19 protein-coding genes and 1 pseudogene are annotated in these 21,307 nt (G+C 65.9%); 6 read left to right on the top strand and 14 right to left on the bottom strand.

Features of this window, described 5'->3' with window-relative positions:
• Window positions 1-4: 4 nt before the first annotated feature.
• Window positions 5-1,960, bottom strand: a complete 1,956-nt coding sequence (locus ACREYQ_RS09055) for a TonB-dependent receptor (protein ID WP_432257316.1) — start codon at window positions 1,958-1,960, stop codon at window positions 5-7.
• Window positions 1,961-2,578: 618 nt separating this feature from the next.
• Between ACREYQ_RS09055 and ACREYQ_RS09050 the strand changes: the two are divergent.
• Window positions 2,579-2,841 (top strand): annotated as a pseudogene (locus ACREYQ_RS09050) (integrase); the annotation flags it as partial.
• Between the two features lie 161 nt (window positions 2,842-3,002).
• Here ACREYQ_RS09050 and ACREYQ_RS09045 read toward each other — a convergent pair.
• The 8 genes from ACREYQ_RS09045 to ACREYQ_RS09010 all read right to left on the bottom strand — a co-directional run bounded on the left by ACREYQ_RS09045 (window position 3,003) and on the right by ACREYQ_RS09010 (window position 10,192).
• Window positions 3,003-3,815: an SDR family NAD(P)-dependent oxidoreductase gene (locus ACREYQ_RS09045; RefSeq protein ID WP_432257315.1), complete on the bottom strand. Its 813-nt coding sequence runs from the start codon at window positions 3,813-3,815 to the stop codon at window positions 3,003-3,005.
• A 23-nt stretch (window positions 3,816-3,838) separates the two neighbouring features.
• Complete coding sequence (locus ACREYQ_RS09040) at window positions 3,839-4,774, bottom strand: NAD-dependent epimerase/dehydratase family protein (protein WP_432257314.1); 936 nt, start codon at window positions 4,772-4,774, stop codon at window positions 3,839-3,841.
• Window positions 4,775-4,803: 29 nt separating this feature from the next.
• A complete protein-coding gene (locus tag ACREYQ_RS09035) occupies window positions 4,804-6,003 on the bottom strand; it encodes an ABC transporter substrate-binding protein (protein WP_432257313.1) in 1,200 nt (399 codons plus the stop codon).
• Window positions 6,004-6,091: 88 nt separating this feature from the next.
• Window positions 6,092-6,796, bottom strand: a complete 705-nt coding sequence (locus ACREYQ_RS09030) for an ABC transporter ATP-binding protein (protein ID WP_432257312.1) — start codon at window positions 6,794-6,796, stop codon at window positions 6,092-6,094.
• On the bottom strand, window positions 6,793-7,512 hold the full coding sequence (locus ACREYQ_RS09025) for an ABC transporter ATP-binding protein (protein WP_432257311.1): 720 nt from the start codon (window positions 7,510-7,512) through the stop codon (window positions 6,793-6,795). Before ACREYQ_RS09025 ends, ACREYQ_RS09030 begins: the two co-directional genes overlap by 4 nt.
• Window positions 7,513-7,524: 12 nt before the next feature.
• On the bottom strand, window positions 7,525-8,514 hold the full coding sequence (locus tag ACREYQ_RS09020; RefSeq protein ID WP_432257310.1) for a branched-chain amino acid ABC transporter permease: 990 nt from the start codon (window positions 8,512-8,514) through the stop codon (window positions 7,525-7,527).
• 12 nt (window positions 8,515-8,526) lie between these two features.
• Window positions 8,527-9,378 (bottom strand): branched-chain amino acid ABC transporter permease, encoded by an 852-nt coding sequence (locus ACREYQ_RS09015; RefSeq protein ID WP_432257309.1) that lies wholly within the window; start codon window positions 9,376-9,378, stop codon window positions 8,527-8,529.
• 19 nt (window positions 9,379-9,397) lie between these two features.
• Window positions 9,398-10,192: an SDR family NAD(P)-dependent oxidoreductase gene (locus ACREYQ_RS09010; RefSeq protein WP_432257308.1), complete on the bottom strand. Its 795-nt coding sequence runs from the start codon at window positions 10,190-10,192 to the stop codon at window positions 9,398-9,400.
• 458 nt (window positions 10,193-10,650) lie between these two features.
• Between ACREYQ_RS09010 and ACREYQ_RS09005 the strand changes: the two genes are divergently transcribed.
• The 4 genes from ACREYQ_RS09005 (at window position 10,651) to ACREYQ_RS08990 (ending at window position 15,438) form a co-directional block, all read left to right on the top strand.
• The gene (locus ACREYQ_RS09005) at window positions 10,651-11,700 is read left to right on the top strand and encodes a Gfo/Idh/MocA family protein (protein WP_432257307.1); all 1,050 of its coding nucleotides are present in this window, start codon (window positions 10,651-10,653) and stop codon (window positions 11,698-11,700) included.
• Between the two features lie 76 nt (window positions 11,701-11,776).
• Complete coding sequence (locus ACREYQ_RS09000) at window positions 11,777-12,604, top strand: sugar phosphate isomerase/epimerase family protein (RefSeq protein WP_432257306.1); 828 nt, start codon at window positions 11,777-11,779, stop codon at window positions 12,602-12,604.
• Window positions 12,605-12,677: 73 nt separating this feature from the next.
• On the top strand, window positions 12,678-13,838 hold the full coding sequence (locus ACREYQ_RS08995; RefSeq protein WP_432257305.1) for an acyl-CoA dehydrogenase family protein: 1,161 nt from the start codon (window positions 12,678-12,680) through the stop codon (window positions 13,836-13,838).
• Window positions 13,839-13,848: 10 nt separating this feature from the next.
• Window positions 13,849-15,438, top strand: coding sequence for an acyl CoA:acetate/3-ketoacid CoA transferase (locus ACREYQ_RS08990; protein ID WP_432257304.1), 1,590 nt, complete (start codon window positions 13,849-13,851; stop codon window positions 15,436-15,438).
• 10 nt (window positions 15,439-15,448) lie between these two features.
• On the opposite strand, the gene ACREYQ_RS08985 is transcribed toward ACREYQ_RS08990, so the two are convergent.
• The 3 genes from ACREYQ_RS08985 to ACREYQ_RS08975 are packed head-to-tail and all read right to left on the bottom strand — an operon-like array spanning window position 15,449 to window position 18,370.
• Window positions 15,449-15,814 (bottom strand): NIPSNAP family protein, encoded by a 366-nt coding sequence (locus tag ACREYQ_RS08985; protein ID WP_432257303.1) that lies wholly within the window; start codon window positions 15,812-15,814, stop codon window positions 15,449-15,451.
• Window positions 15,811-17,517, bottom strand: coding sequence for an FAD-dependent oxidoreductase (locus ACREYQ_RS08980; protein ID WP_432257302.1), 1,707 nt, complete (start codon window positions 17,515-17,517; stop codon window positions 15,811-15,813). The genes ACREYQ_RS08985 and ACREYQ_RS08980 overlap by 4 nt, the downstream gene beginning before the upstream one ends.
• A 19-nt stretch (window positions 17,518-17,536) precedes the next feature.
• Complete coding sequence (locus ACREYQ_RS08975) at window positions 17,537-18,370, bottom strand: SDR family NAD(P)-dependent oxidoreductase (protein ID WP_432257301.1); 834 nt, start codon at window positions 18,368-18,370, stop codon at window positions 17,537-17,539.
• Between the two features lie 53 nt (window positions 18,371-18,423).
• Between ACREYQ_RS08975 and ACREYQ_RS08970 the strand changes: the two genes are divergently transcribed.
• Window positions 18,424-19,422, top strand: a complete 999-nt coding sequence (locus tag ACREYQ_RS08970; protein WP_432257300.1) for a helix-turn-helix domain-containing protein — start codon at window positions 18,424-18,426, stop codon at window positions 19,420-19,422.
• Between the two features lie 208 nt (window positions 19,423-19,630).
• Here ACREYQ_RS08970 and ACREYQ_RS08965 read toward each other — a convergent pair whose 3' ends face one another.
• Together ACREYQ_RS08965 and ACREYQ_RS08960 are read right to left on the bottom strand one after the other, a co-directional pair.
• Window positions 19,631-20,149, bottom strand: a complete 519-nt coding sequence (locus ACREYQ_RS08965) for a hypothetical protein (protein WP_432257299.1) — start codon at window positions 20,147-20,149, stop codon at window positions 19,631-19,633.
• A gap of 69 nt (window positions 20,150-20,218) precedes the next feature.
• Entirely contained in the window at window positions 20,219-21,256 is a 1,038-nt protein-coding gene (locus ACREYQ_RS08960) for a transporter (RefSeq protein ID WP_432257298.1), read from the bottom strand.
• Window positions 21,257-21,307 lie beyond the last annotated feature (51 nt).

The following is a 21,307-nucleotide window of genomic DNA, read 5'->3' as shown; positions in this document are numbered from 1 at the left end:
GTCGTCAAAGAGCAGCCGATACAGTGAGATAGATGGTCCGCGGGGCTCCGACATTCATGTAGCCCGCCGTATTCGACTCCCAGTACTCGCGGTTGAACAGGTTCGCGATGTTCAGATTGAACGAAACGGGGGTGCTGGCGACCTTGGTGGAATACCTTGCGCCCGCGTCGAAGCGCGTCCAGCTAGGCATCTGCACCTTGTTTGCGGCATCCAGGAATCGGGAGCCGGTGTAGATGGCGCGGCCGGTCAAGGTCAGCCCTGGCATCGATGGGATATCCCATTCAAGGCCAAGATTGCCTTGAACGTTCGGAACTCCCACAGCCTGGTGGCCGTCATTGGTACCGCCCGCGGTCTTCGTCAGCTTGGGATCCATCACGGTCACGCCACCGAGCAGGCGCAGGTTGCGGGTCAACTCGCCAAAGCTCATGATTTCGATCCCCCGGTGGCGTTGCTCGCCGTCCACGCCAAACACACCCGTGCTCGGGTTCGTGATGCCACTCGGCACGGAGATCTGAAACGCGCTTGCGGTAAGCGCCACGCTGCCGAAGTCGTACTTCGTTCCGATTTCGTACTGCTTTGTCTTGAAGGGCGCGAATATCTGCCCTGCATTCGCACTGGTTTCCGGGGCCGTAGGTCCTTGGGCGAGGCCCTCGATGTAGCTCCCGTAGAAGGCCAGTGACTTGTTCGGGCGCACGACCACGCCCACCATCGGCGTGGTTGCACTCTGATCGTACTGGGAAGTGATCGCGCCGGTCGTTCCGGAAAAGTTATTGACCTCGATCCTCTGGCGCCTGACACCGCCCACGACCTGCACCAGACCGTCCGCGAAGGAGGCTGCATCGGTAATGGCGATGGACGACAGCGAGGTCTCGGAGGCGCGCTTCTTCGAGAAGGACGAGGTCACGGCCGTGGGCTGCGCCAACAGGACGGGGGTGTAAATGTTCGTCAGGAAGCTGGCGTACGTTGTTTTCCCCAGGTCTTGAACCAGGCTGACGGCACTCGCCGCGATGCTCAAGCTATGGTCAACCGCTCCCGTCCTGAACTTGCTCCTGATTCCGGCTTCACTTGATTTCGCGCGATAGTCCGCGTCCTGGAATACCGTGGCCACGCGCCCATCGCCGTTGGCATTGAGAATTTGGGTGCCGTTCTGGTAGTCCGACCTGCGCCAATTGGACTGCGCGGCGCCGGTGGCTGCGAACAGGGCTATGTGATCCGTGATGTCGTATTCGCCCCGCACCATCCCGGTCAGGTTGCGCGTCTGCGAATAATCGAACGACTGGCTGGTATTGACGCCGGGCTTGGGAATGGGCGGAACGCCAACTCCTGGAGCCAGGAAGTAGCCACGCTCAGGGGCACGGATGGTGTCGCCCTGATACAGCAGGTCAGCATAAAGCCGAAGCCGTGGGCCTTGGTAGTCCAGCCCCAGGGATACGCCTCCACTCTGCGCGGTTTGCCTGTCGATTGGCGGCCGGCCATCGCGGTAGGCGGCGTTCACGCGCACGCCGATCTGCTTGTCCTCACCGAGGCGACGGCCCAAGTCCAGAAGGCCGCCGAAGCGGGAATCGGATGCGTATTCCGCAGTCAGGCGGGTCAACGGGTCCGCACCCGCACGCTTGGTCACGACGTTGATGTTGCCCCCCGTGCTGCCGCGTGGCGGCGTGCCGTTGAGTAGCGCGCTCGGCCCCTTGAGCAGCTCGATGCGCTCCAGGGCGTCCGTGCTGATCATGTGCTTTGGCAGGAGACCATACAGGCCGTTCAAGGCTACGTCGTCGTTCGCAACCCGAAAGCCGCGGATCGTAAAAGCTTCATACAGGTTGTCTCGCCCAACCACGTCACGGACGGACGGGTCAACCACGGTCAGTAGATCGCCCACGGTCTTTGCCTGCTGATCGCGTATGGCCTGCTCCGTATAGCTGGTCATGCTGAAGGGCGTGTCCATAAAATCAGTATTGCCAAGCATGCCGACGTTTCCACCCCGCGCAACTTGTCCGCCGGAATAGGGCTGAGGGAGCGCGTCAGGCCGTTTCGTACTGACCGTCACTTCGGGGAGAGATACGGCTGGCACCTCTGCGTCACCCTCTGGCTTTGGCGCGGTTTGAGCGTGCCCATGACCAATCACTCCGGTGGTCAATAACCCCGCGAAGGCCACGCGCAAGGCGGCAACCCGCGGATTGGGCCGCATGGGCGCCGAGGCGCGCGACGAGCGCGAAACAGAGGCAATCTTGTACAGCACAGTGTTCTCTCCCCCGGTTTTGTAAACGAACATCATTCGCATTAGCAATGATGCTGTCGCCCATTCCTGAGCAATCCAGCGCCAGCATCTGCATGCAGTTGAAGCGCGATTTCGCGCCGGACACGCAAGGTCATCCGCCAGCGGGGATGCCGTGCAGCGGGCGCGAAGGCCATCCTGGCAAACCGAGTAGCAGGCGAAGACCGTTAAGATGGCACGTTGTCTCCAGTGTGCCTTAAGTCTCACTTTTGTAATTTTGCGTAAGAATCTATCGCAATGAGACGCATTATCATTTGTGATTGCGGGGAAGGTCAATCACAATTTGGGAACTTTTCGAGCTAAACGTGTGCGCAACGCACCTGGCTGGCGTTGCACGAGTCACCGGCCACCCAACGGGCCTATCGCAAGGAAGCGGAGCGGAGCGGCTGATCCTGTGGGCGATCGTCCAGCGCGAACGTCCCCTGTCGTCGCTGACCACCGAGGACGCGATTGCCTATCGCACGTTCCTGCGCCGGCCGACGCCGCACAAGCGTTGGGTGGGGCCACCTCGACCACGCACCTCGAGCGAATGGCGCCCGTTTGCGCAGGGCCTGTCACCGCGTTCAACGGCCTCGCAAACACGCCCGGCCGTGCACGGGGGCGCGTCAAACGCCTCAAATCAGGGAAAAAGGACCAGTCAGGAAGTGACTGATTTGATTGGGATTCCAGGTGAGCACCGCCCGGAAACCCGCATGGCTGCGAGGGGTGGCTACCCCGGTAAACCGCACGGAAATCAAAGGGCCCCCTTTCCTGGGCGGCCCGGGATCATCGATAGCATGTGATCCGAAATACCGCCGTCCACCACGAGGTTTTGTCCCGTTACATAGGAGGCGCCCTGGCTCGCGAGATAGGCCACTACGGCACCGACGTCCTCCGGGCGGCCGATGCGGCCTAACGGCACCAGCGCCTCGCGTTGCCGGAGCATGGCGTCGTCGCGATACACCGCCTCGGTCAACGGGGTGCGAACCATGCCTGGGCAGACAGTATTGACGCGTATGCCATCAACCGCCCATTCCTGCGCGAGGTGGCGGCACAACATGATGAGCGCTGCCTTGGCGGCCGAATAGGCGCCATAGCCCGGGTGCGGGGTCAGGCCAGACATCGACGCCACCGCCGTGATGCTGCCGCGCGTGCGTGCCAGTTGCTCGCGCGCCGCCTGGGCCAGCAGCCAGGCCGAACGGGTGTTGAGGTTAAAGGTGAGGTCCCACTGAGCTACCGGCAGGTCGGCCAGGCGCCCGGGGCCGGACGCCCCCGCGTTGCACACCAGCGCGGTCAGGTCCCCGCCCTGAGCATGGGCCTGGGCCACCAGGGACTCGCATTGCGCGGGATCGGTGATGTCACCGGCGGCGCCGCCGGCCCTGGCGCCGGCGGCGCGTAACGCTTCCACCAGGCGGTTGAGCCGATCACCGGGCTGCGAGGCAGCGGCAGTGACGTAGATGGGTGCGCCATCGCGGCGGGCCTGCCCGATCAACGCGAAGCAGATGGCGCGGCCAATGCCTCCGGTGGCGCCCGTGACGAGCGCATGCCTCGGGGATGCGGCGTTCATGGCGCAGCTAGTGTCATGGTGTGTCATGGTCGTTGTCCGTGTGATCTTGAGTCACGTTGCCGACGGTCTTGCTTACGGTGGTGGTCGAGCGTGGCCGCAATGCCTTGCGCCAGGCCGGTTCGCTGACGCAGCGGCAGCAGCGCATCCAGGCCGTCCTCGGTGATGCCGGGCGCAATGGTGAGCGGCGGGCCTTCCGCCTTCAGGCGCGCGCCAGGCACCTGGCGCCGGATCTCAGCTATGACTTCGTCCATAGTGGTCGATTGGCCCACCAGGTTGTACACGCTAGCGCCCTGCGCCGGTGTGAGCAGGGCCTGCTCGAACGCTTGCGCCACATCGTCCACGTAGATCAGGCCCGAGGCGCCGGTATAGCCGATGGTGCACGGCTCGCCGCGCGCTGCCGCGCGGCAGGCGAGACTGGGGCCGGCGCTGATGCCCGTTTCCCGCCCCGGGCCATACACCACGAAGGGCCGGAAACCGATGCTGGCGACCTGGCGCTCATGCCAGTAGGCGCGTGCCGCGCCTTCCACCGCAAGCTTGAAAGCGCCATAGTGGGTGGCGGGCTGCGGATGCCCTGCATCGTGCGGACCATAGACGCCGGCCGAACTTGCATACACCACCCGGGCGATGCCATGGGCATGCGCCGCCTCGAAGACGTTCAGAGAGCCCATCAGATTGATCTCGGCGCCGCGCACCGGATCGGCGCTGCAATCGGGCGTGAGCACGCCGGCCAGGTGGATCACGCCGTCACAGCCGTGCATGGCCCGGTGCACGGCATCCGCATCGCGGATATCGCCGACCTCCCATTCAAGCCCCTGCGCGGCGGGACCCGCGATGTCCGCCACCGTGGCCCGGTTGGAATGCATGTCGAACACCCGCACGTCCGTGCCGCGGGCCGCCAGGCGGCGGATGATCCAGGCACCGAGAAAGCCGCTGCCCCCGGTGATCAGTACGCGCTTCATCGAAGATTCTCCATGGCTTGGACGGGATCTCACATCTTGCAAAGCGGCGATGCGGCAGGGGTCAGCGACGGCTCGAAGCGCTTCTCGATCACGGGTCGCAGCACGCCGTCCATGGTCTTCGCGCGACCCGCGTAGTTGGGCAGCACGAGCTGGTTGTCCTGCCCCCGCATGGTGACGCTGCCATAGATGGTCTCGAGCTGCGCGCCGCGCAAGGCCCGGCTCACTTCAGCAGGCTTCGTGCTGCCCGCCTTGCGCACGCCCGCGAAGATCACCTGCGCGCCGTTGTAGGCCTGGCCCTCGTTGTCGGTGGGCAGGCGGTTGAATTTCGCCTTCCATGCCGCAGTGAACGCCTTGTTGCGCGGCGTGTCGATGTCCGGCGTGTAGGTGGTGGTGCCGATGGTGTCCTTCAGCGCGTCGCCGGAAGCCTGGATCATGAAGTTCTGGATCAGCGCATGGCCAATCAGCTTCTTGGCCGGGATCAGTCCGAATTCCTGCGCCTGCTTGACGAAGGCAATGGCATCGCGGCCCACCTCGGCCACCCAGATCGCTTCGACGTTGGCGGCCTTGAGCTGGGCAATATAGGGTGAGAAGTCCTTGGTGCCCATCGGGACGTAGAGCGACAGCGGCACGCTCTTGCCCGCGGCCTCGGCGGCCTTCTTGAAGGATTCGCCGGAGTCGCGGCCCCATACATAGTCGGCAGCGAGGATGGCGAAGGACTTCTCCTTGAGGTCCTTGGCCCACTGGCCGATCATGGCGATGTCCATCGCGTCCGAATGGTTGGTGCGGAAGCTGCGCGCTTTGCAGGTGTCGCCGGTGAGCTTGTCGGATTTGCTGGCCACGCTGAAGTAGGCAGCGTCCCAGCGCTCCAGGTTCGGCGCGATCGCCAGGGAAATGGAGGAGGGAATCGCACCGATCAGCAGATTGTAGCCGTCGCGCGCGAGCTTCTCCGCCACGCGGCGCCCGGCGTCCGGTGTGCCTTCGTCGTCGGCGATCTGCACCTCGACCTTGCGGCCGTCCACGCCGCCAGCGGCGTTGGCTTCATCGATCGCGAACTGCACCGCGCGCAGCACTTCCTCGCCTTGCTGGGCGAAGACGCCGGACTTGGACGTGACCAGGCCGACCCTGAGTGGATCCTTGCCTTGCGCGAGGGTAGTCAGAGGCAGCACCGCCATGACGGCCAGGACCGAAAGCAAGGGTAGCGTGCGTTGCGGGGGGGTTGTCTTGAACATGCTCTGTCTCCTGATTTTCTGGGCCGGAAGCGGTCCGGCGGCCGTTCAACACGGAGGTGGTTCAGGCCCGATTTGGCCGGCTTTGCCCTCAGATCATGACGTGGGCTTCGAGGCGTTCCAGGCAGGCCCTGGAGTGTTCCACTGGGCCTTCAGCCACGACCGCACCTTTTGCCATCGCGCAGTACCGCTCTGCCACGCGTACCACCAGGCTCATGTTTTGCTCGATCAGCAGCAGCGCGGTGCCTTGGTCTGCGACCCTGGTAAAGATGCTCGCGAGCTGGTCGACAATGACCGGCGCCAGGCCTTCGGTGGGTTCGTCAAGCAGGATCAGCGCAGGGTTTGCCATCAGCGCGCGGCCGACCGCAAGCATCTGCTGCTGACCGCCCGAGAGCGCCGTGCCCGGCGTGTGCGCCCGCTCCTGCAGGATGGGGAAGAGCTTGTAGATCTCCGGCACTGTCCAAGGGCCTTTGCGGCCGGTGGCGGCGCCCAGGTACAGGTTCTCCTCGACGGTCAGGTTCGCCACGATGCGGCGGCCCTGCGGCACCACCACCACGCCATGCTGGGCGGGCGCGTAGGGCCGCGGCCGCGCCAGGCGATGCTTGCCCAGGTGGATCTGGCCGCCGCGTAGCGAGGCCAGCCCCAGGATGGTGTTGACCACCGTGGTCTTGCCCACGCCGTTGCGGCCGACCAGCGCCACGCGCTCGCCGGCGGCAACGCAGAGGTTGAGGTTGTGCAGGATATGCGCCGAGCCATAGAAGGCGTTGACGTTTTCCAGGGTCAGCAAGGCGCTCATGCGGCACTCCCGAGGTAGGCATCGCGTACACGGGGGTTCGCCCGCACGGCGGCGGGTTCTCCATCGGCGATCACGCGGCCCAGTTCAAACACGGTCACGGCATCGGAGATGCCGAACACCACGTCCATGTCGTGCTCGACGAGCAGCACCGACACCTCCCGGCGCATGGTCAGTGCCTTGAGGTGTTTCGCCAGGTCCAGCGATTCCTTGACCGACAGGCCCGCCATGGGCTCGTCCAGCAGCAGCACGTTCGGGCGGCCGACCAGCGCGAGCGCCAGGTCCAGCCGGCGCTGCTCGCCATAGCCCAGGTCTTGCGCCGTGACGGCGGCCAGCGGCAGCAGGCCAAGTTCTCCGAGCACGGCATCGGCGTCGGCGTCGGAATCCACCACGCCCATCTTGTGCGAGGCCAGCTCCACTTGCCTGCGCACCGGCATCTGGCCAAAGATGCTGGTGCGCTGGAAGCTGCGCGACAGCCCGCTCATACGGCGTTGCGTCGGGCCCAGCGCGGTCACGTCCTGCCCGTTGAGGCAGACCTTGCCGCGCGTGAGGCGGCGGCGCCCGGTGATGGCGTCGATCACCGTGGACTTGCCGGCACCGTTGGGGCCGATCAGGCCGCGGATCTGGCCGCGGCGCAGCGTCAGGGACACACCGTCCACCGCCTTGACGCCACCATAGTGGATGGCCACGTCTTCCGCCTGCAATACGAAGTCGCTCATCGAAGTCTCCTCTCAGCTGGTGCGAACGGTGGCCGGGGCCGGCTTGGCACCAATGCGCTGCTTGCGCAGGGACCGTCCCGTGAGCGCACCCGCGATGCCGGCGGGTGAAAACACGATCACGGTGATCAGGGCGATGCCGAAAATGGCCATCCAGTGGTTGGCGTAGGCGCCCAGGATGTCCTTGGCCAGGAAGTACACGATGGCGCCCAGCGCCGGTCCCCACAGGGACTTGTAGCCACCCACCACCGCCATCATCAGCGCCACCCCCGACAGGCTCCAGTGCAGGTTCTCGGGCGAGACGAAGCCGGTGTTCAGCGCCGACAGCACGCCGGCCAGTCCGCTCACTGTGGCCGACAGCGCATAGACGGCGGCGCGTGGTACCACAGTGTTGATGCCGATGAAGCAGGCACGCTCCTCGTTGTCGCGCACTGCCTCGGTGATGCTGCCAAAGCGGCCGCGCAGCAGCAGCGCGAGCAGCAGCAAGACGAGCACCAGGGTGACCCAGCACACCAGGAACATGGTGGCCGGCTTGAGCAGCTGCGCCTGCGGCACGCCGAACAGCGAGGCCGGCCATGCGATGCTCATGCCATCGGCGCCGCCGGTGAGCCCGCGCGAGCGCGAGGCCATCAGGAAGAACATTTGCCCCACGGCCAGCGTCAACATGCCGAACGCCACGCCTGGCACGCGCACGATCACCAGGCCCATGACGAACGCCATCAGCGCCACGCCGGCCAGAGTGGCGACGATGGCGGCCTCCGCCGGTATCACCTCGAGTTGCAGGATGAGGCCCAGGGCATAGCCGCTGAAGCCGAAGTACAGCGCATGACCAAAACTGGCCATGCCGTTTTGTTTCAGCAACAGGCCCACGCCGCTGGCAAATACCGCGTAGATGACGGCTTGCGTAAGCAGGGACAGGATCGTGCCCGAGCTGACCAGGGCCGCGATGGCCGCCCCTGCCGCGAGCGCTGCCACAGCGCCAAGACTCATGTTTCTAGTGGACATGGTGTTTTCTCCTCAGGTCCGGCTGCCAGCGAAGCCGGCCGGCTTCCAGATCAGCACGGCAACCATCAGCAAGAACGGCAGCAACATTGCGGTCTCGGGCAGGTAGACCGCGCCCAGCGCCTGGATCATGCCCAGGATCATCGCCGCCACGAACGCGCCCGCCAGCGAACCCAGGCCGCCAACGACAACGACCACGAACGAGTCGATGATCACGTCGCTGCTCATCGATGGCGACAGCGACAAGAACGGCGCCGCTACCACGCCGGCCAGCCCGGCCAGTGCGGTGCCGAGTCCGACCACGCCGGCGCTCAGCAAATCGGTGTTGACGCCCTGCATGGCCGTGGTGGTCGGATCGGTGCTGGCGGCGCGAACGAACAGGCCGGCGCGGGAGTAGCGCAGCCACAGGCTCAGGCCCAGTGCGACCAGCAAGCCCGCGCCGATCACTGCAAGGCGGTAGGCCGGCACGGGCGTACCGAACAGGTTGATCGACGTGCTTAGCGCAGCCGGGGCGGGCACGGACAGATTGCTTTTGCCCCAGACGGTCTGCACGAAGTCCTCGATCACCAGCAGCAAGCCAAAGGTGACCAGCACGACGGAGAGCGGGTCGCGGTCCTGCAGCAGCCGGAAGCCGTAGCGGTCCAGCAGCACGCCCAGCACCGCCATCACGAGCGGCACGGCTGCCAGCGCTATCCAGAAGCTGGAGTGCAGGGCAATCGAATAGCCCAGGTAGGCCCCCAGCATGTAGAGCGAGCCGTGCGCGAAATTCACCACGCGGCGCAGCCCGTAAATGAGGGCCAGTCCTGAGCACATCACGACCAGCAGTGCCCCGTAGACCAGGCCGTTGAAGAGGTTAATCGTCAGCATCTTTCATCTCCTCCAGCCCTCACAGAGGCGGCAAGGCGTTATCCGGCGCGCCGAACGCGGTCCAGCCACCATCCACCGGCAGTACAACTCCGGCGATGTAGCTGGCCGCTGGCGACGCCAGGAAGGCGATGGCTTCGGCGATTTCGGCCGGTTCGGCCATACGGCCCATCGGCGTGCGGTGCGCGATCGCATTGCCGTCGATCGCCCCCTCGCTTGCCAGTCCGGCCACCAGCGCGGTGCGCACATAGCCCGGCGCTATGGCATTGACGCGGATTCCCTCGCGCGCCCATTCGCTGGCCATGGCCCGCGTCATGCCCAGCACGCCGGCCTTGGCCGCGCTGTAGGCATTGCGGCCGGGGATGCCGCTCAGACCAGCAATCGAGCTCAGGTTGACGATGGCGCCGCGGTTGCCGCGCGCATCGCGCGCCTGCTTGCGCATCGTCCGCAGCGCGGCCTGGCACATCAGGAAGCAACCCCGCACATGCACGGCCACCACGCGTTCGAATGCCTCGAGCCCCTGCTCCAGGGTGGGGCGGGCCTGGTCGCCGATGCCGGCGTTGTTGACGAGTACGTCAATCCGGCCCATGCGCGCCATCACTGCGCCGAGGGCGCCCTCAACGCTGGCCTCTTGCGTCACATCGCAGGCCAGTCCCAAATGGGCCGTTCCAAGCTCGGCAGCCCGCGCGGTGACGGCGTCAGCGCGCAGATCCAGCAGCACCATCCGGCATCCATCCGCCGCCAGCCGCTGCGCTGTCGCCCAGCCGATGCCATCGGCAGCGCCGGTGACGATCGCCACCGGACGGGCGTCATCCATCCGGATCCGTCTTTCTCGATCGAAAGTGGTTTCCATGGTTCAGGCCACTGCGGGGATTGCGTGGGCCGACTCTCGGCCAAAACCGGCATGGGTTCGGGCTGCGCAGGCGTGTCTGGCGCCCGCGATGTATGCCAATGGCATCTGCATGCTTGTCTCCTGTCTGTGTTATCCGCGAGCGATTTGAGCTTGGCTCGGGGGTAGCCGGATTGTGTTTTGCCGGCCGGTCCGGCGCGCCCACGATTCAGGCCTGGAACAGGACGATTCATGCGCGGTGGGATCAGGTTTTCCCTAGTGTTGGCATGCGTCCCGTGTGGCGGCATTTCGTGGTGTTGCCGAATTGATTGGAATACTAGTCAAAAAAGGAATAGCATTCAACTATTGAATTTAGTTCTGTTTGTACTGCTATCCGGCAAACGTCGGATCGACGCCGAATGACGAATGACAAGCGCAGAGAGACCATGAACAAGACACCCATCGCACTGATTGGCGCCGGCGCCATCGGTAGAACCCACGTCGACCGCATTGGCCGCAGCGACAACCTGCAGCTAGCGGCGATTGCAGACCCGAGCGACGCGGGCCGCACCCTGGCGCAGAGCCTGGGCGTGCCTTGGTATGCCGATCATCTCGCCATGCTGGAGGACGTCAGGCCCCGAGGTGCCGTGGTCGCCACGCCAAACCAGACCCATGTCGCGGTGGCCACGGACTGCCTGGAGCACGGCGTTGCGGCGCTGGTCGAGAAGCCGGTGGCCGACAGCGTGGCCGGGGCGCAGAGACTGGTCGATGCCCAGGCGCGCACGGGCGTGCCGGTGCTGGTCGGCCACCATCGCCGGCACAACCCGATCAGCCGCCGAGCCCGCGAGATCATCCAGTCCGGACGGCTTGGCCGGCTAGTGACGGCCAGCGCCATGGCGATGTTTCTCAAGCCCGACGCGTATTTCGAAGCGGCCTGGCGGCGCCAGGCAGGCGGCGGGCCGATCCTGATCAACCTGATTCACGACATCGACCTGCTGCGTTTTCTGCTGGGCGAGGTCGAGTCGGTGCAGGCGGCCAGCAGCCACGCCGTGCGCGCCTTTGCCGTGGAGGACACCAGCGCCGCCGTGCTGCGCTTTGCCAACGGGGCGCTGGGTACGGTGCTGCTGTCGGACGTGGCGGCGTCGCCCTGGTGCTGGGATTTCTGCTCGGGCGAGCTGGAGTCCTATCCGCGTCAGCAGGCGCAGTCGCATTTCATCGCGGGCACGCACGGCTCGCTTTCGCTGCCCGACTTGCAGGTCTGGAGCTACCGCGGGGAGCGCAGCTGGCATGCCGAGCTGACGCTGGAGCAGTCCGCCGTGCACCAGGCCGATCCGTACAGCCAGCAGTTGCAGCACTTCAAGGCCGTGATCGAAGGCAGCGAAGCGCCGCTGTGCAGCGCGCTCGACGGCCTGCGCACGCTGCAGGCCACGCTCGCCGTGCACGAGGCCGCGGTCGGTGGGCAAAGCGTGCGCCTCGGGGCCGGCGGCAGCCAATAGCCTGGCCTGCCTGAATCGACTGAATACCCCCCAAATATCCGGCGTCATCGCTGGACCGAGTGCCGAGAGAACGATCATGTCCCCAAGCTATTCGCTGGCTTACCTCACTTCGAACACGCTCACGCCCCCGCAGGCAATCCAGCTTGCGGCCACGCTCGGCTACCGCTTTGCCGGCTTGCGGCTGGTGCCCAATGCCGCGGGCGCGCCCCGGCAAGCCCTGATCGGGTGCCCCGACATCCTGCGCGAAACCCAGGCGGTGCAGCGGGATACGGGCGTCGGCGTGTTCGATCTGGAGATCATCCGCATCGGCGCAGACTTCGATCCTCGCGCCAGCCTGCCGTTGCTCGATGTCGGCGCGGCGCTGAAGGCGAGGGCGGTGCTGGTGGCCGGGGACGACACTGATCCCGCGCGCCTGGCAGACAGCTACGCGCGCCTGTGCGAGCTGATGCTGCCCTACGGCATGACCGCTGATCTGGAGTTCATGCCCTGGACCGCCGTGCCCGATGCGCGCGCAGCGCTAAGCATCGTCAGGGCCGCCGGGCGCCCTGCCAATGCGGGAATCCTGGTGGATGCGCTCCACGTGGCGCGCTCGGGCACGACCCTGGACGACCTGCGCGCGCTGCCGCGCGAGCTGCTGCACTACGCGCAGATCTGCGACGCACCGGGCAGCGCGCAGCTCGGCCGCGCGTTCACGGTGGAGGAGATGATCCACACCGCGCGTTGCGAACGCCTGTTGCCTGGCGAGGGCGGCATCGACCTCAAGGGCCTGTTCGCGGCGCTGCCTGCCGATTTGCCCGTGAGCGTGGAAGTGCCCCACGAGATCCGCCTGCCGAAAGCAGGGCAGGCCGAATGGGCACGCCAGGCGCTCGCCGCCAGCCGGGCCGTGCTCGGGCCAGTTGAGTAAGAAATCGCCAGCCTCAAACATTGGGTGACGGCCTGTCACTCCCGAAACGACGACAGAGATACGGAAATACACCATGGATTTTTCCCTGAACGAAGAACAGAAGATGATGATCGACACCGTGCGTCGTTTCATCGCCGAGGAACTCAAGCCGCTAGAAGCCGAGATCGAGGAGAACGGCTTCCTGGAGCCCGCCAAGGCCCGCGCCATCCATGAGAAATCGAAGGCCTTGGGCCTGTATGCGCTCAATATCGCGCCCGAGCTGGGCGGTGGGGGGCTGTCCGCCGTCGACCGCATGCTGTGCGAAGAGCAGTTCGGCCACACCACGGATATTCTGATTCGCCGCGCCTTCGGCAACGTGTATGAGCCCCTGCTCGTATGCAAGGGCGAGCAAATCGCGCGCTGGCTCACGCCTTCCGTGCGCGGCGAGCGCACCTGCGCAATCGCTATCACCGAGCCGGGAGCCGGATCGGACGCGCAAGGCATCAAGACCCACGCCAGGAAAGTGGACGGTGGCTGGGTGCTCAACGGCGCCAAGCACTTCACCAGCGATGGCGAGTGGAGCGATTTCTTCCTCGTCTCAGCCAGGACCGGCGACAAGGAAATCTCCATGTTCATGGTTGACAAAGGCTTGCCTGGCTTCACCGTGGGCAAGGACCAGAAGATGATGGGGCTGCATGGCACGCCGCATGTGGAGCTGTTCTTCGACAACGTGCGCCTGGAGCCGGCGGCGCTGCTCGGCGAAGAGGGCCAGGGCTTCAAGCTGGCCATGAGCGCGCTCAATGTGGTCCGGCTGGCGCAGGTAGGCGCACGCGCCGTTGGCAAGGCCAGCCATGTGCTGGAGTTGATGGTGGACTACGCAGCCCAGCGCCAGCAATTCGGCAAGGCGATCGGTGAATTCCAGATGGTCCAGCAGATGCTGGCCGACAGCGTGATCGAGATCAATGCCGCGCGCTGGATGGTCCTGCATACCGCCTGGATGCTCGACTCGGGACTGGACGCGCGCGAGCAGATCGCCATGGTCAAGGTGCATGCCGCCGAAACCCTGGGCCGCGTGGTGGATCGCGCCGTGCAGGTATTTGGCGGCATGGGCTTTTGCAAAGAGCTGCCGATCGAGCGCTACTACCGCGATGCCCGCATCTACCGCATCTTCGACGGCACCAGCGAGATTCATCGCACCGTGATCGCCAGGAGCGTCCTGAAAAAGGGCGCGATGCTGTTCGACGTAAACCGCTAGGGAGCCCGTCATGAGCAGCGGCAAATTCATGACGGCGGCGCAGGCCGCCGGGCTGATTCGCGACGGCGACACCGTCGGGCTGATGGGCGGCGGCGGCGGGCTGATGGAGGCGGCCTGCCTGTTCGAGGCCGTGCAGGCGCGCTTTCTGGAAACGGAGCATCCGCGCCATCTGACCGTGATCCATGCGCTGGGCATCGGCGACAAGAAGACCAGGGGCATGAACTGCTTCGCGCACGAAGGCCTGGTCCGGCGCGTGATCGGCGGCCACTGGGTGTGGTCGCCCTCGATGCAGCGACTGGCCGAGGAAGAAAAGATCGAGGCCTACATCCTGCCCGGCGGCGTTTCCAGCCAGCTGATGCGCGAGATCGGGGCGGGGCGGCCCGGCCTGTTCACGCATGTGGGCCTGGGCACCGTCTGCGACCCGCGGCAGGGCGGGGGCAAGATGAACCGCAGCGCGAAGGAGGAACTGAGCGAAGTGGTGCAGTTGGACGGGCGCGAATACCTGCGCTACAAGCCGTTCCCGATCCACGTCGCGCTGGTGCGCGCGAGTGCGGCCGACGAGGACGGCAATATCAGCTTCGAGCACGAGGCCGCCAACCTGGATGCGCAGTCGCTGGCCCTCGCGGCACGCAACAGTGGCGGCAAGGTGATTGTGCAGGTCAGGGAACGGCTGCCCCGGGGGAGTCTCAAGGCGCGCGAGGTTCGTATTCCGGCCGCGTGGGTCGATGCGGTGGTGGTCGACCCGGGGCAGCGCGCCAGCTATGAGATTCCGTTCGATGCGGCCTTCAGCGGCGAACTCGCCGGCGAGGCCCGCACGGCCAGCGAGGCCGCGGACCACGCCGCCGAACGCGCCGCCGCGCAGGAGGTCTTCAGCGAACGCCAGGCCGTCGCGCGCCGCGCCGCCGTGGAACTGTTCAATACCGGGAAGGCCCGCCCGGTGGTCAACTACGGCGTAGGCGTGCCCGACGCCGTGGCCAAGCTGATTGCCGCGCGCAACGAACAGTATCGTCTCTATCAGACCATCGAGCATGGCACCTATGGCGGCACCTTGATGGATGGCGTGCTGTTCGGCTACGCGCGCAACGCCAGCGCCATGCTGGACGCGGCCACGCAGTTCGATTTCTACGCGGGTGGCGGGCTGGACATTGCCTTCCTTGGCTTTGGCGAGATGGACCAGCTGGGCAATGTGAACGTCTCGCGCCTGGGTGGCCTGACGGTGGGTCCCGGCGGCTTTATCGATATCGCCCAGAACGCGCGCAAGGTGGTGTTCTGCGGCACGCTGGCCGCCAAAGGCGTGAAGCTGGCCACTGGCGATGGCCGGGTGCGCGTGCTGGAACAAGGCAAGGTGAAGAAGCTGGTGACGCAGGTGGAGCAGATCACCTTCAGCGGCCCTCAGGGCCTGGTGCGCGGACAGGAGGTGCTGTACCTGACCGAGCGCGCCAGCTTCCGCCTGACGCCGCAAGGCGTGGAGCTGTTCGAGCTGGCCCCCGGCATCGACCTGCAGCGCGATGTGCTGGATCAGATGGACTTCGTGCCGCGCGTGGCCGCCGAAGTGGCCGTCATGCCGGCGCGGCATTTCACGGCCGGCATGGACAGCTGAGGGCTGCCCGTCAGGGCAGGGTGGTGGACGTGAAAGGGCGCAGGCCGGGCATGTCCACTGCCCGCACCAGGCGGGTTTCCTGCGCCGTGATCAGGTTCGCAGAAGCCGACAGGTATGCCGGAAAGTCCGGGTGCGTGTCGCGTGCCTTGCATCGGCGCTCGTAGTCGGCGAGGTCCTGGTAGGCCCAAAGGTGGACGAACTGGTTCAGCGGCCCGACGTGGCTCACATAGAAACCCACCGGGCTGCCCAGCGTCTGCAGCAGGATGGGCATCGCCAGGCGGTCGAAGACCTCCAGGAACTCCGGCATCTTGCGCAGCGCGATGGTGTAGGTGCGGTGGTCGATCAGCGGCTTGTCTTGCGTGTCCTGATAGCTCATGCCTTTGCCCCGGCCTGGTCGGCAATATGGTTCGCCGTGATGTACCCGAAGGTCATGTTCGGCCCGTGGGTGATGCCCGCGCCGGGATAGTTGCCGCCCATGATGCTGGCGCGGTCGTTGCCCACCGCGTACAGGCCGGCGATCGGCGTGCCGTTGCGCTTGAGGACTTCGCCGGCCACGCTGGTCCTGATGCCGTCGAAGGTGCCAAGGTCGCCCACGAGCACCTTGACCGCGTAGAAGGGTCCTTTTCCGATCGGCCCCACGCAGGGGTTGGGCTTGTTCTCGGCGTCGGCAAGGTAGCGATTGAACGCGTTGCCGCCGCGCCCGAAGGCCGGGTCATCACCCCGCGACGCGCCCACGTTGTACTCGCGCACGGTCTTTTCCAGGCCAGCCGGGTCGATGCCGGCCTGCCGAGCCAGGTCCGCCAGCGTAGGGCCCTCGATCAGATAGCCATTGCGCAGGAGCTTGCCAAAGGGCATCGGCGCGGGCTTGACGAAGCCGAGGCCATACTTGGCCAGGGCGGCCTTGTCGCAGACTAGCCACATTGCCGTCTCCTGCTGTCCCTCGCAGGCCCTGATCATGGCCGCGCCGACATCATGGTAGGAGTCGGACTCGTTGGTAAAGCGCCTGCCGTTGCGCAGAACGCCGATGACGCCGGGCTTGTAGCGGTCCAGCAGGTGCGGGAACACGCCGAACCCGCCATCGCCGTAAGGCACGCGCGATACCGGCATCCACGCAGCGCTGTCGCGGTAGCGGATGTCGGCGCTGCCCCCGGCGGCCTCGGCCATGGCCACGCCGTCTCCCGTGTTGCCTGCCGGTGTGGGCGAGAGGTGTTCGCCCCCGCGCGCGACGTGCGGGTAAGCCATGGCGATGCGCTTCACGTCATGCGGAAACCCCCCGCAGGCCAGCACCACGCCGTGCCGGGCGTGCAGGCGCCGCTCGCCGCCCTCGCCGTCGGCACGCACGCCGACGGCCTTGCCGTCGGTCATCAGGATCTCCCTGGCCGCCGTACTGGTCAGGATGGGCACGCCCAGGTCCAGTGCCGACTTCGCCAGCCGCGCCGCCAGCGCATTGCCGCTGGTCACATTGATGCCGCGGCCGTAGAGCATGAGCTCCTTCAGGTGGGTCGCCAGCCGCCGGGCCACATAGAGGAACGATGTCAGCGACTTGGTGGCACGGAAGAAGTGCTTGAGGTCGGTATTGGACGAGTTGAACATCATGCCGATGAAGGTGATGGCCTTGAGCGGCGGCTTCAGGCGCCGCATGTCCTTTCCCAAGCCTCGTATGTCATACGGCGCGGCCAGGATCGAGCGGCCCACGTCCACGCCGCCTGGCGCATCGGGATGGTAGTCGGGATAGAGCGTGGGGACGAATTTCATCTCCGTTTCGCGCTCGAAGAACGCCACCATCTCTGGGCCGTTCTTGAGGAATGCCCGGACGGCGGCCTCGTCATAGAACGAGCCCGTCTCCTGCATCAGGTAGGTGCGCACGGCGTCAAGCGTGTCGGCCGGATTCTGCCCGCGGCCGTGCGGGCTCATCGGGATCCACAGCACGCCACCGGAGAGCGCGGTGGTGCCGCCGAACACGGCTTCCTTTTCCAGGACCACCACGTCGAGGCCGCGTTTTTTGGCGGTGATGGCGGTAGCCAGGCCGGCGGCACCGGAGCCGACGACGATCAGGTCATATTCAGTACGATTGGGCATAGGGTTCTCCTGCCGGGTTTCAGGCCAGGGCGGGCCAATTGAAGCCGGGACGCGGGACCATGTCCATCAGCATGCTGGGCATGCCGCCGTCCACGGAGAGTTCAGCGCCATTGACGTAAGCCGAGCGCGGGCTTGCCAGGAACACGGCCACATCGGCGATATCCTGCGGCTCGCCGATGCGCCGGCTGGCGGTGACAGCCGCGCGGCTGGCCTCGAAGCCCGGCGATTCATAGAACCTGGCCGACAGCGCGGTGCGGATCATGCCGGGGCAGATCGCGTTGCTGCGAATGCCACACGGTCCCCATTCGGCGGCCATCTGGCGCGACAGCAGCAGCACGCCGGCCTTGCTGGCGCTATAGGCACCGCTGCCCGTCTGTGGAAACAGGCCAGAGATCGACGCCACGTTCACGATGCTGCCGCATGCGGCTTCCCGCATGGGTGGCAAGAAAGCGCGCGCGCACAGAAGGTAGCCGGTCAGGTTGACGGACAGCACCTGGTTCCAGTCGGCGAGACTTACGTCTGCCAGGTTGCCTGGGCGCAGTACGCCGGCGTTGTTGATCAGCGCGTGGCAGGGGCCGAGTTCCGCCTGGATTCTCGCGGCGGCGGCGCGCACGCTGGCCTCGCTTGTCATATCGCAGTGCGCGAAGAGCGCGGCGGCCCCCACTGCGCGCAGATCGCGCGCCACGGCATCGCCGCGGTCGCCATCGAGATCCAGCACCGCGATGCGGGCGCCGGCCTGCGCGAGTCCGTGGGCGATGGCCTCGCCAATGCCGCTGGCGCCGCCGCTGACCACGCAGACCCGGCCTTCGAGGCCGAGCCAAGGCTGCGTGCTGGCTCTGTTCTGGGGTGTCATCTTGTCTCCTCAAGTCAGTGAGCGGATTGTTGGCCGGGGACGGTTACGCAAGATTGACGAATCCAGCCAAGAGTCGGACAATTCGTGCAAATACAGAGAGGGTTCAGGTCATGGTCAGGGTTATCCCGAACTATTCGCTCTACGGTGACCAAGCGCTCCCGGGCTGGCAGGTCACGTTCGATTTCGAGTGGATCCCGCAACGTTCGCGTCCCTATAACTGGGACATTCGCCCGCATATGCACGATGCTTTCCTGCAAATCCTGTGTTTGCGCACGGGCTCGGCCGAGGTGCTGCTCGAGCAGGGGCGGGTACAGGCGCAGGCGCCCTGCGTGCTGTTGATTCCAGCACAAACCGTGCATGGTTTTCGGTTCTCAAGCGATGTGGATGGCCCGGTGGTGACCGCCGCGCAGCGCCTGCTGGAGTCGTTGGCGAACGTGGTCATGCCCGAACTGTTGCAGACCATCCGCACTGCGGCGGTGATATCGCTGGCCGGGATGGACCGTGAGCTGGACACCCTCATGCAGCTATTCCTGGCGGTGGAGCGCGAGTCGCGCGGCCAGGCCATCGGCCGCGTGGCTGCCGGCGTTTCGTTGCTGACCGCGTTGCTGGTGCAGATCGCCCGGCTGCAGCACATCGAGCACTCCACGCCCACGAGCGTGAGCTCGCGCAAGGTCGCCAAGATCGAGAAATTCCGCGCGCTGGTGGATGAGCATTTCAAGCAGCACCTGCCGATGCAGGCCTATGCGTCGCAGTTGGGTATCACGCCAGGCCAACTCACCCGCCTGTGCCGCGAGGTGCTTGGCATGTCGAGCCTGGATGTGATCAATGCTCGCCTGATTCATGAAGCGCAGCGCGACCTGGTCTACACCCGCAACAGCATCAAGCAATTGGGCCACTCGCTGGGCTTTGCCGATGAGGCGTATTTCGGCCGCTTTTTCCGCAAGCACACGGGCCTCGCGCCGCGTGAATTCCGCGCGCGGGCACTCGAGGCCATGCTGAGCCCTGAAGCCGCCGAGATGCGGAACTTCACGCCGCCGGCGCCATCGTGTTGACGATGTTCGAGCCTGGCGCCGGTGCGTTTCGCTGGGCCAGATCGCGCGTGGATCTTGTATTCGGTTCAAATCCCCGGCTAATGGCGTTCTGCGAAGTCTACGCAAGCGAGGACGGGGCGGACAGTTTCCTGAAGGTCTTCGTCGCAGCCTGGGTCAAGGTGATGAACCTCGCCCGCTCGCGAGCGGGCATGGAGCGCGAAGAACGCGCTTACTTGCTGCCGTCGCGCGCATCCCCGCCAAGCGGATCGACGATGATCATGGTCCGGTCCAGCACGCCCCGGTCGTCAAAATACGCGCTGAAGTGCGCCGGCTGATACATGCCGGCGTAGAGCCGGTAGGACCATGCCTCGCGCTTCATCAAGGGGTAGTACTGAACCGGCTCGCGCGGCTTGCCGAAGTGCTCGGCAACGTCCTGCTTGGTCCACACGCCGGGGCGGGCCTCGTAGATTTCCTGCTCGGTCAGCATCGGGCGGAAGCTGGTCAGCTTGCCGCCGGCGTCGAAGTCGGCAGCGTAGACCTCGAAGCCCAGTGGTTGCTTCGAGTAGATCCACCGGCTGGCGCCGTTGGCAAGCTGGTAGGTCTCGGATGGCGCGCCGAAGGTATCGCGCACGGCGCTCTGCGGGCTGCCGAGCATCGTCTGGGCGGTTTCCACGGGCTGGAGGGTGGCGCAGGCGCACAGCAGGGTTGCCGCTGTGGCGGCCAGCCAGACGGACAGGCGATGGCGCATGATCGGTCTCCGGAAAGTGCGGCGGATGCGAACCAGTTCAGCATAGCTTACGGAGCGCGAGGGCGGGGCCTACCCGGCCTGCTTGCGGAACGCCCAGCGCCCGGCCAGCACCGTGAAGCTGGCCACCAGCGCCACCAGCACCCAAAAGCCGTGCGGATGATCGGCCAGCGGGATGCCGCCCACGTTCATGCCGAAGAAGCCGGCCACGATGTTGATCGGGAGTGCCAGCACCGTTACCAGCGTCAGCGTGAACAATGTGCGGTTCGTCTGCTCGTTGAGCTTGGCGGCGATTTCTTCCTGCAACAGCTTGATGCGCTCGACCAATGCAGCCAGGTCGTTGAGCACGAGCGAGAATTCCTCGGTCGATTCACGCAGCTCCTGCAGGTCCGTTTCCTGCAGCCAGGCCGGCGGCCGGTTCAGCAGCCGGAAGAGGGCGCCGGGCTCGGGCGCCAGCAGCCGTTGCAGCCGCACCAGTCCGCGCCGCATCGAACCCAGGTCGGCCCGGTTGCCTTGCAGGCGCTGCGACAGCAACTGGTCTTCGATCTGGTCGACGTTCACGCCCGTCTCGCGCACGATCTGCACCAGCACGTCGGCCTGGTCGCGCAACAGGTGCACCACCAGGTCCAGCGGCGAGCGGAAGGCCTCGCCGCGCCGCACCGCCTCGCGCAGCCGGTCCACGGAACGCAGGGGCCGGGCGCGGGCCGTCACCAGCAGGCGGTGGTCGGCGTGGGCCCACAGGGTGGAGATGTCGGTGGACGTGACGCCGAAGTTATAGATCACGTCGTTGACGACGGCCAGCAGCGCGGCGTCCAGGCGCTCGATCCGCGTTGAGCGGGAGCCTTGCCGCAGGGCCTCGAAGAACTCTTCCGGCAGGGCCAGCTGGCCCTTCATCCAGCGTTCGCAGGCGCTGTGCGACAGATTGAAGTGCAGCCACAGGAAGGGATGATGGTGCGCTGCGTCCGGCGGTGCCACCGGATTCTGCCGCAGCCACGCTGCCGCGGCGTGGGAATCGATCTCGCGCACCGGTGCGCCGGGCTCGAACAGGAAACCGCTGACCAGACCGACCGGGTCCGAGCCATAGCCGGACTCGACAATGCCCGCTTGCATGCAAACTTCCTCCCCATCCAATGTGCTTCGCGTGACGTTAGCACACCACTG

The sequence above is a fragment of the Cupriavidus sp. TMH.W2 genome (assembly GCF_050847365.1).
Lineage (GTDB): Bacteria > Pseudomonadota > Gammaproteobacteria > Burkholderiales > Burkholderiaceae > Cupriavidus.
This window is presented reverse-complemented; position numbering and strand designations above follow the sequence as displayed.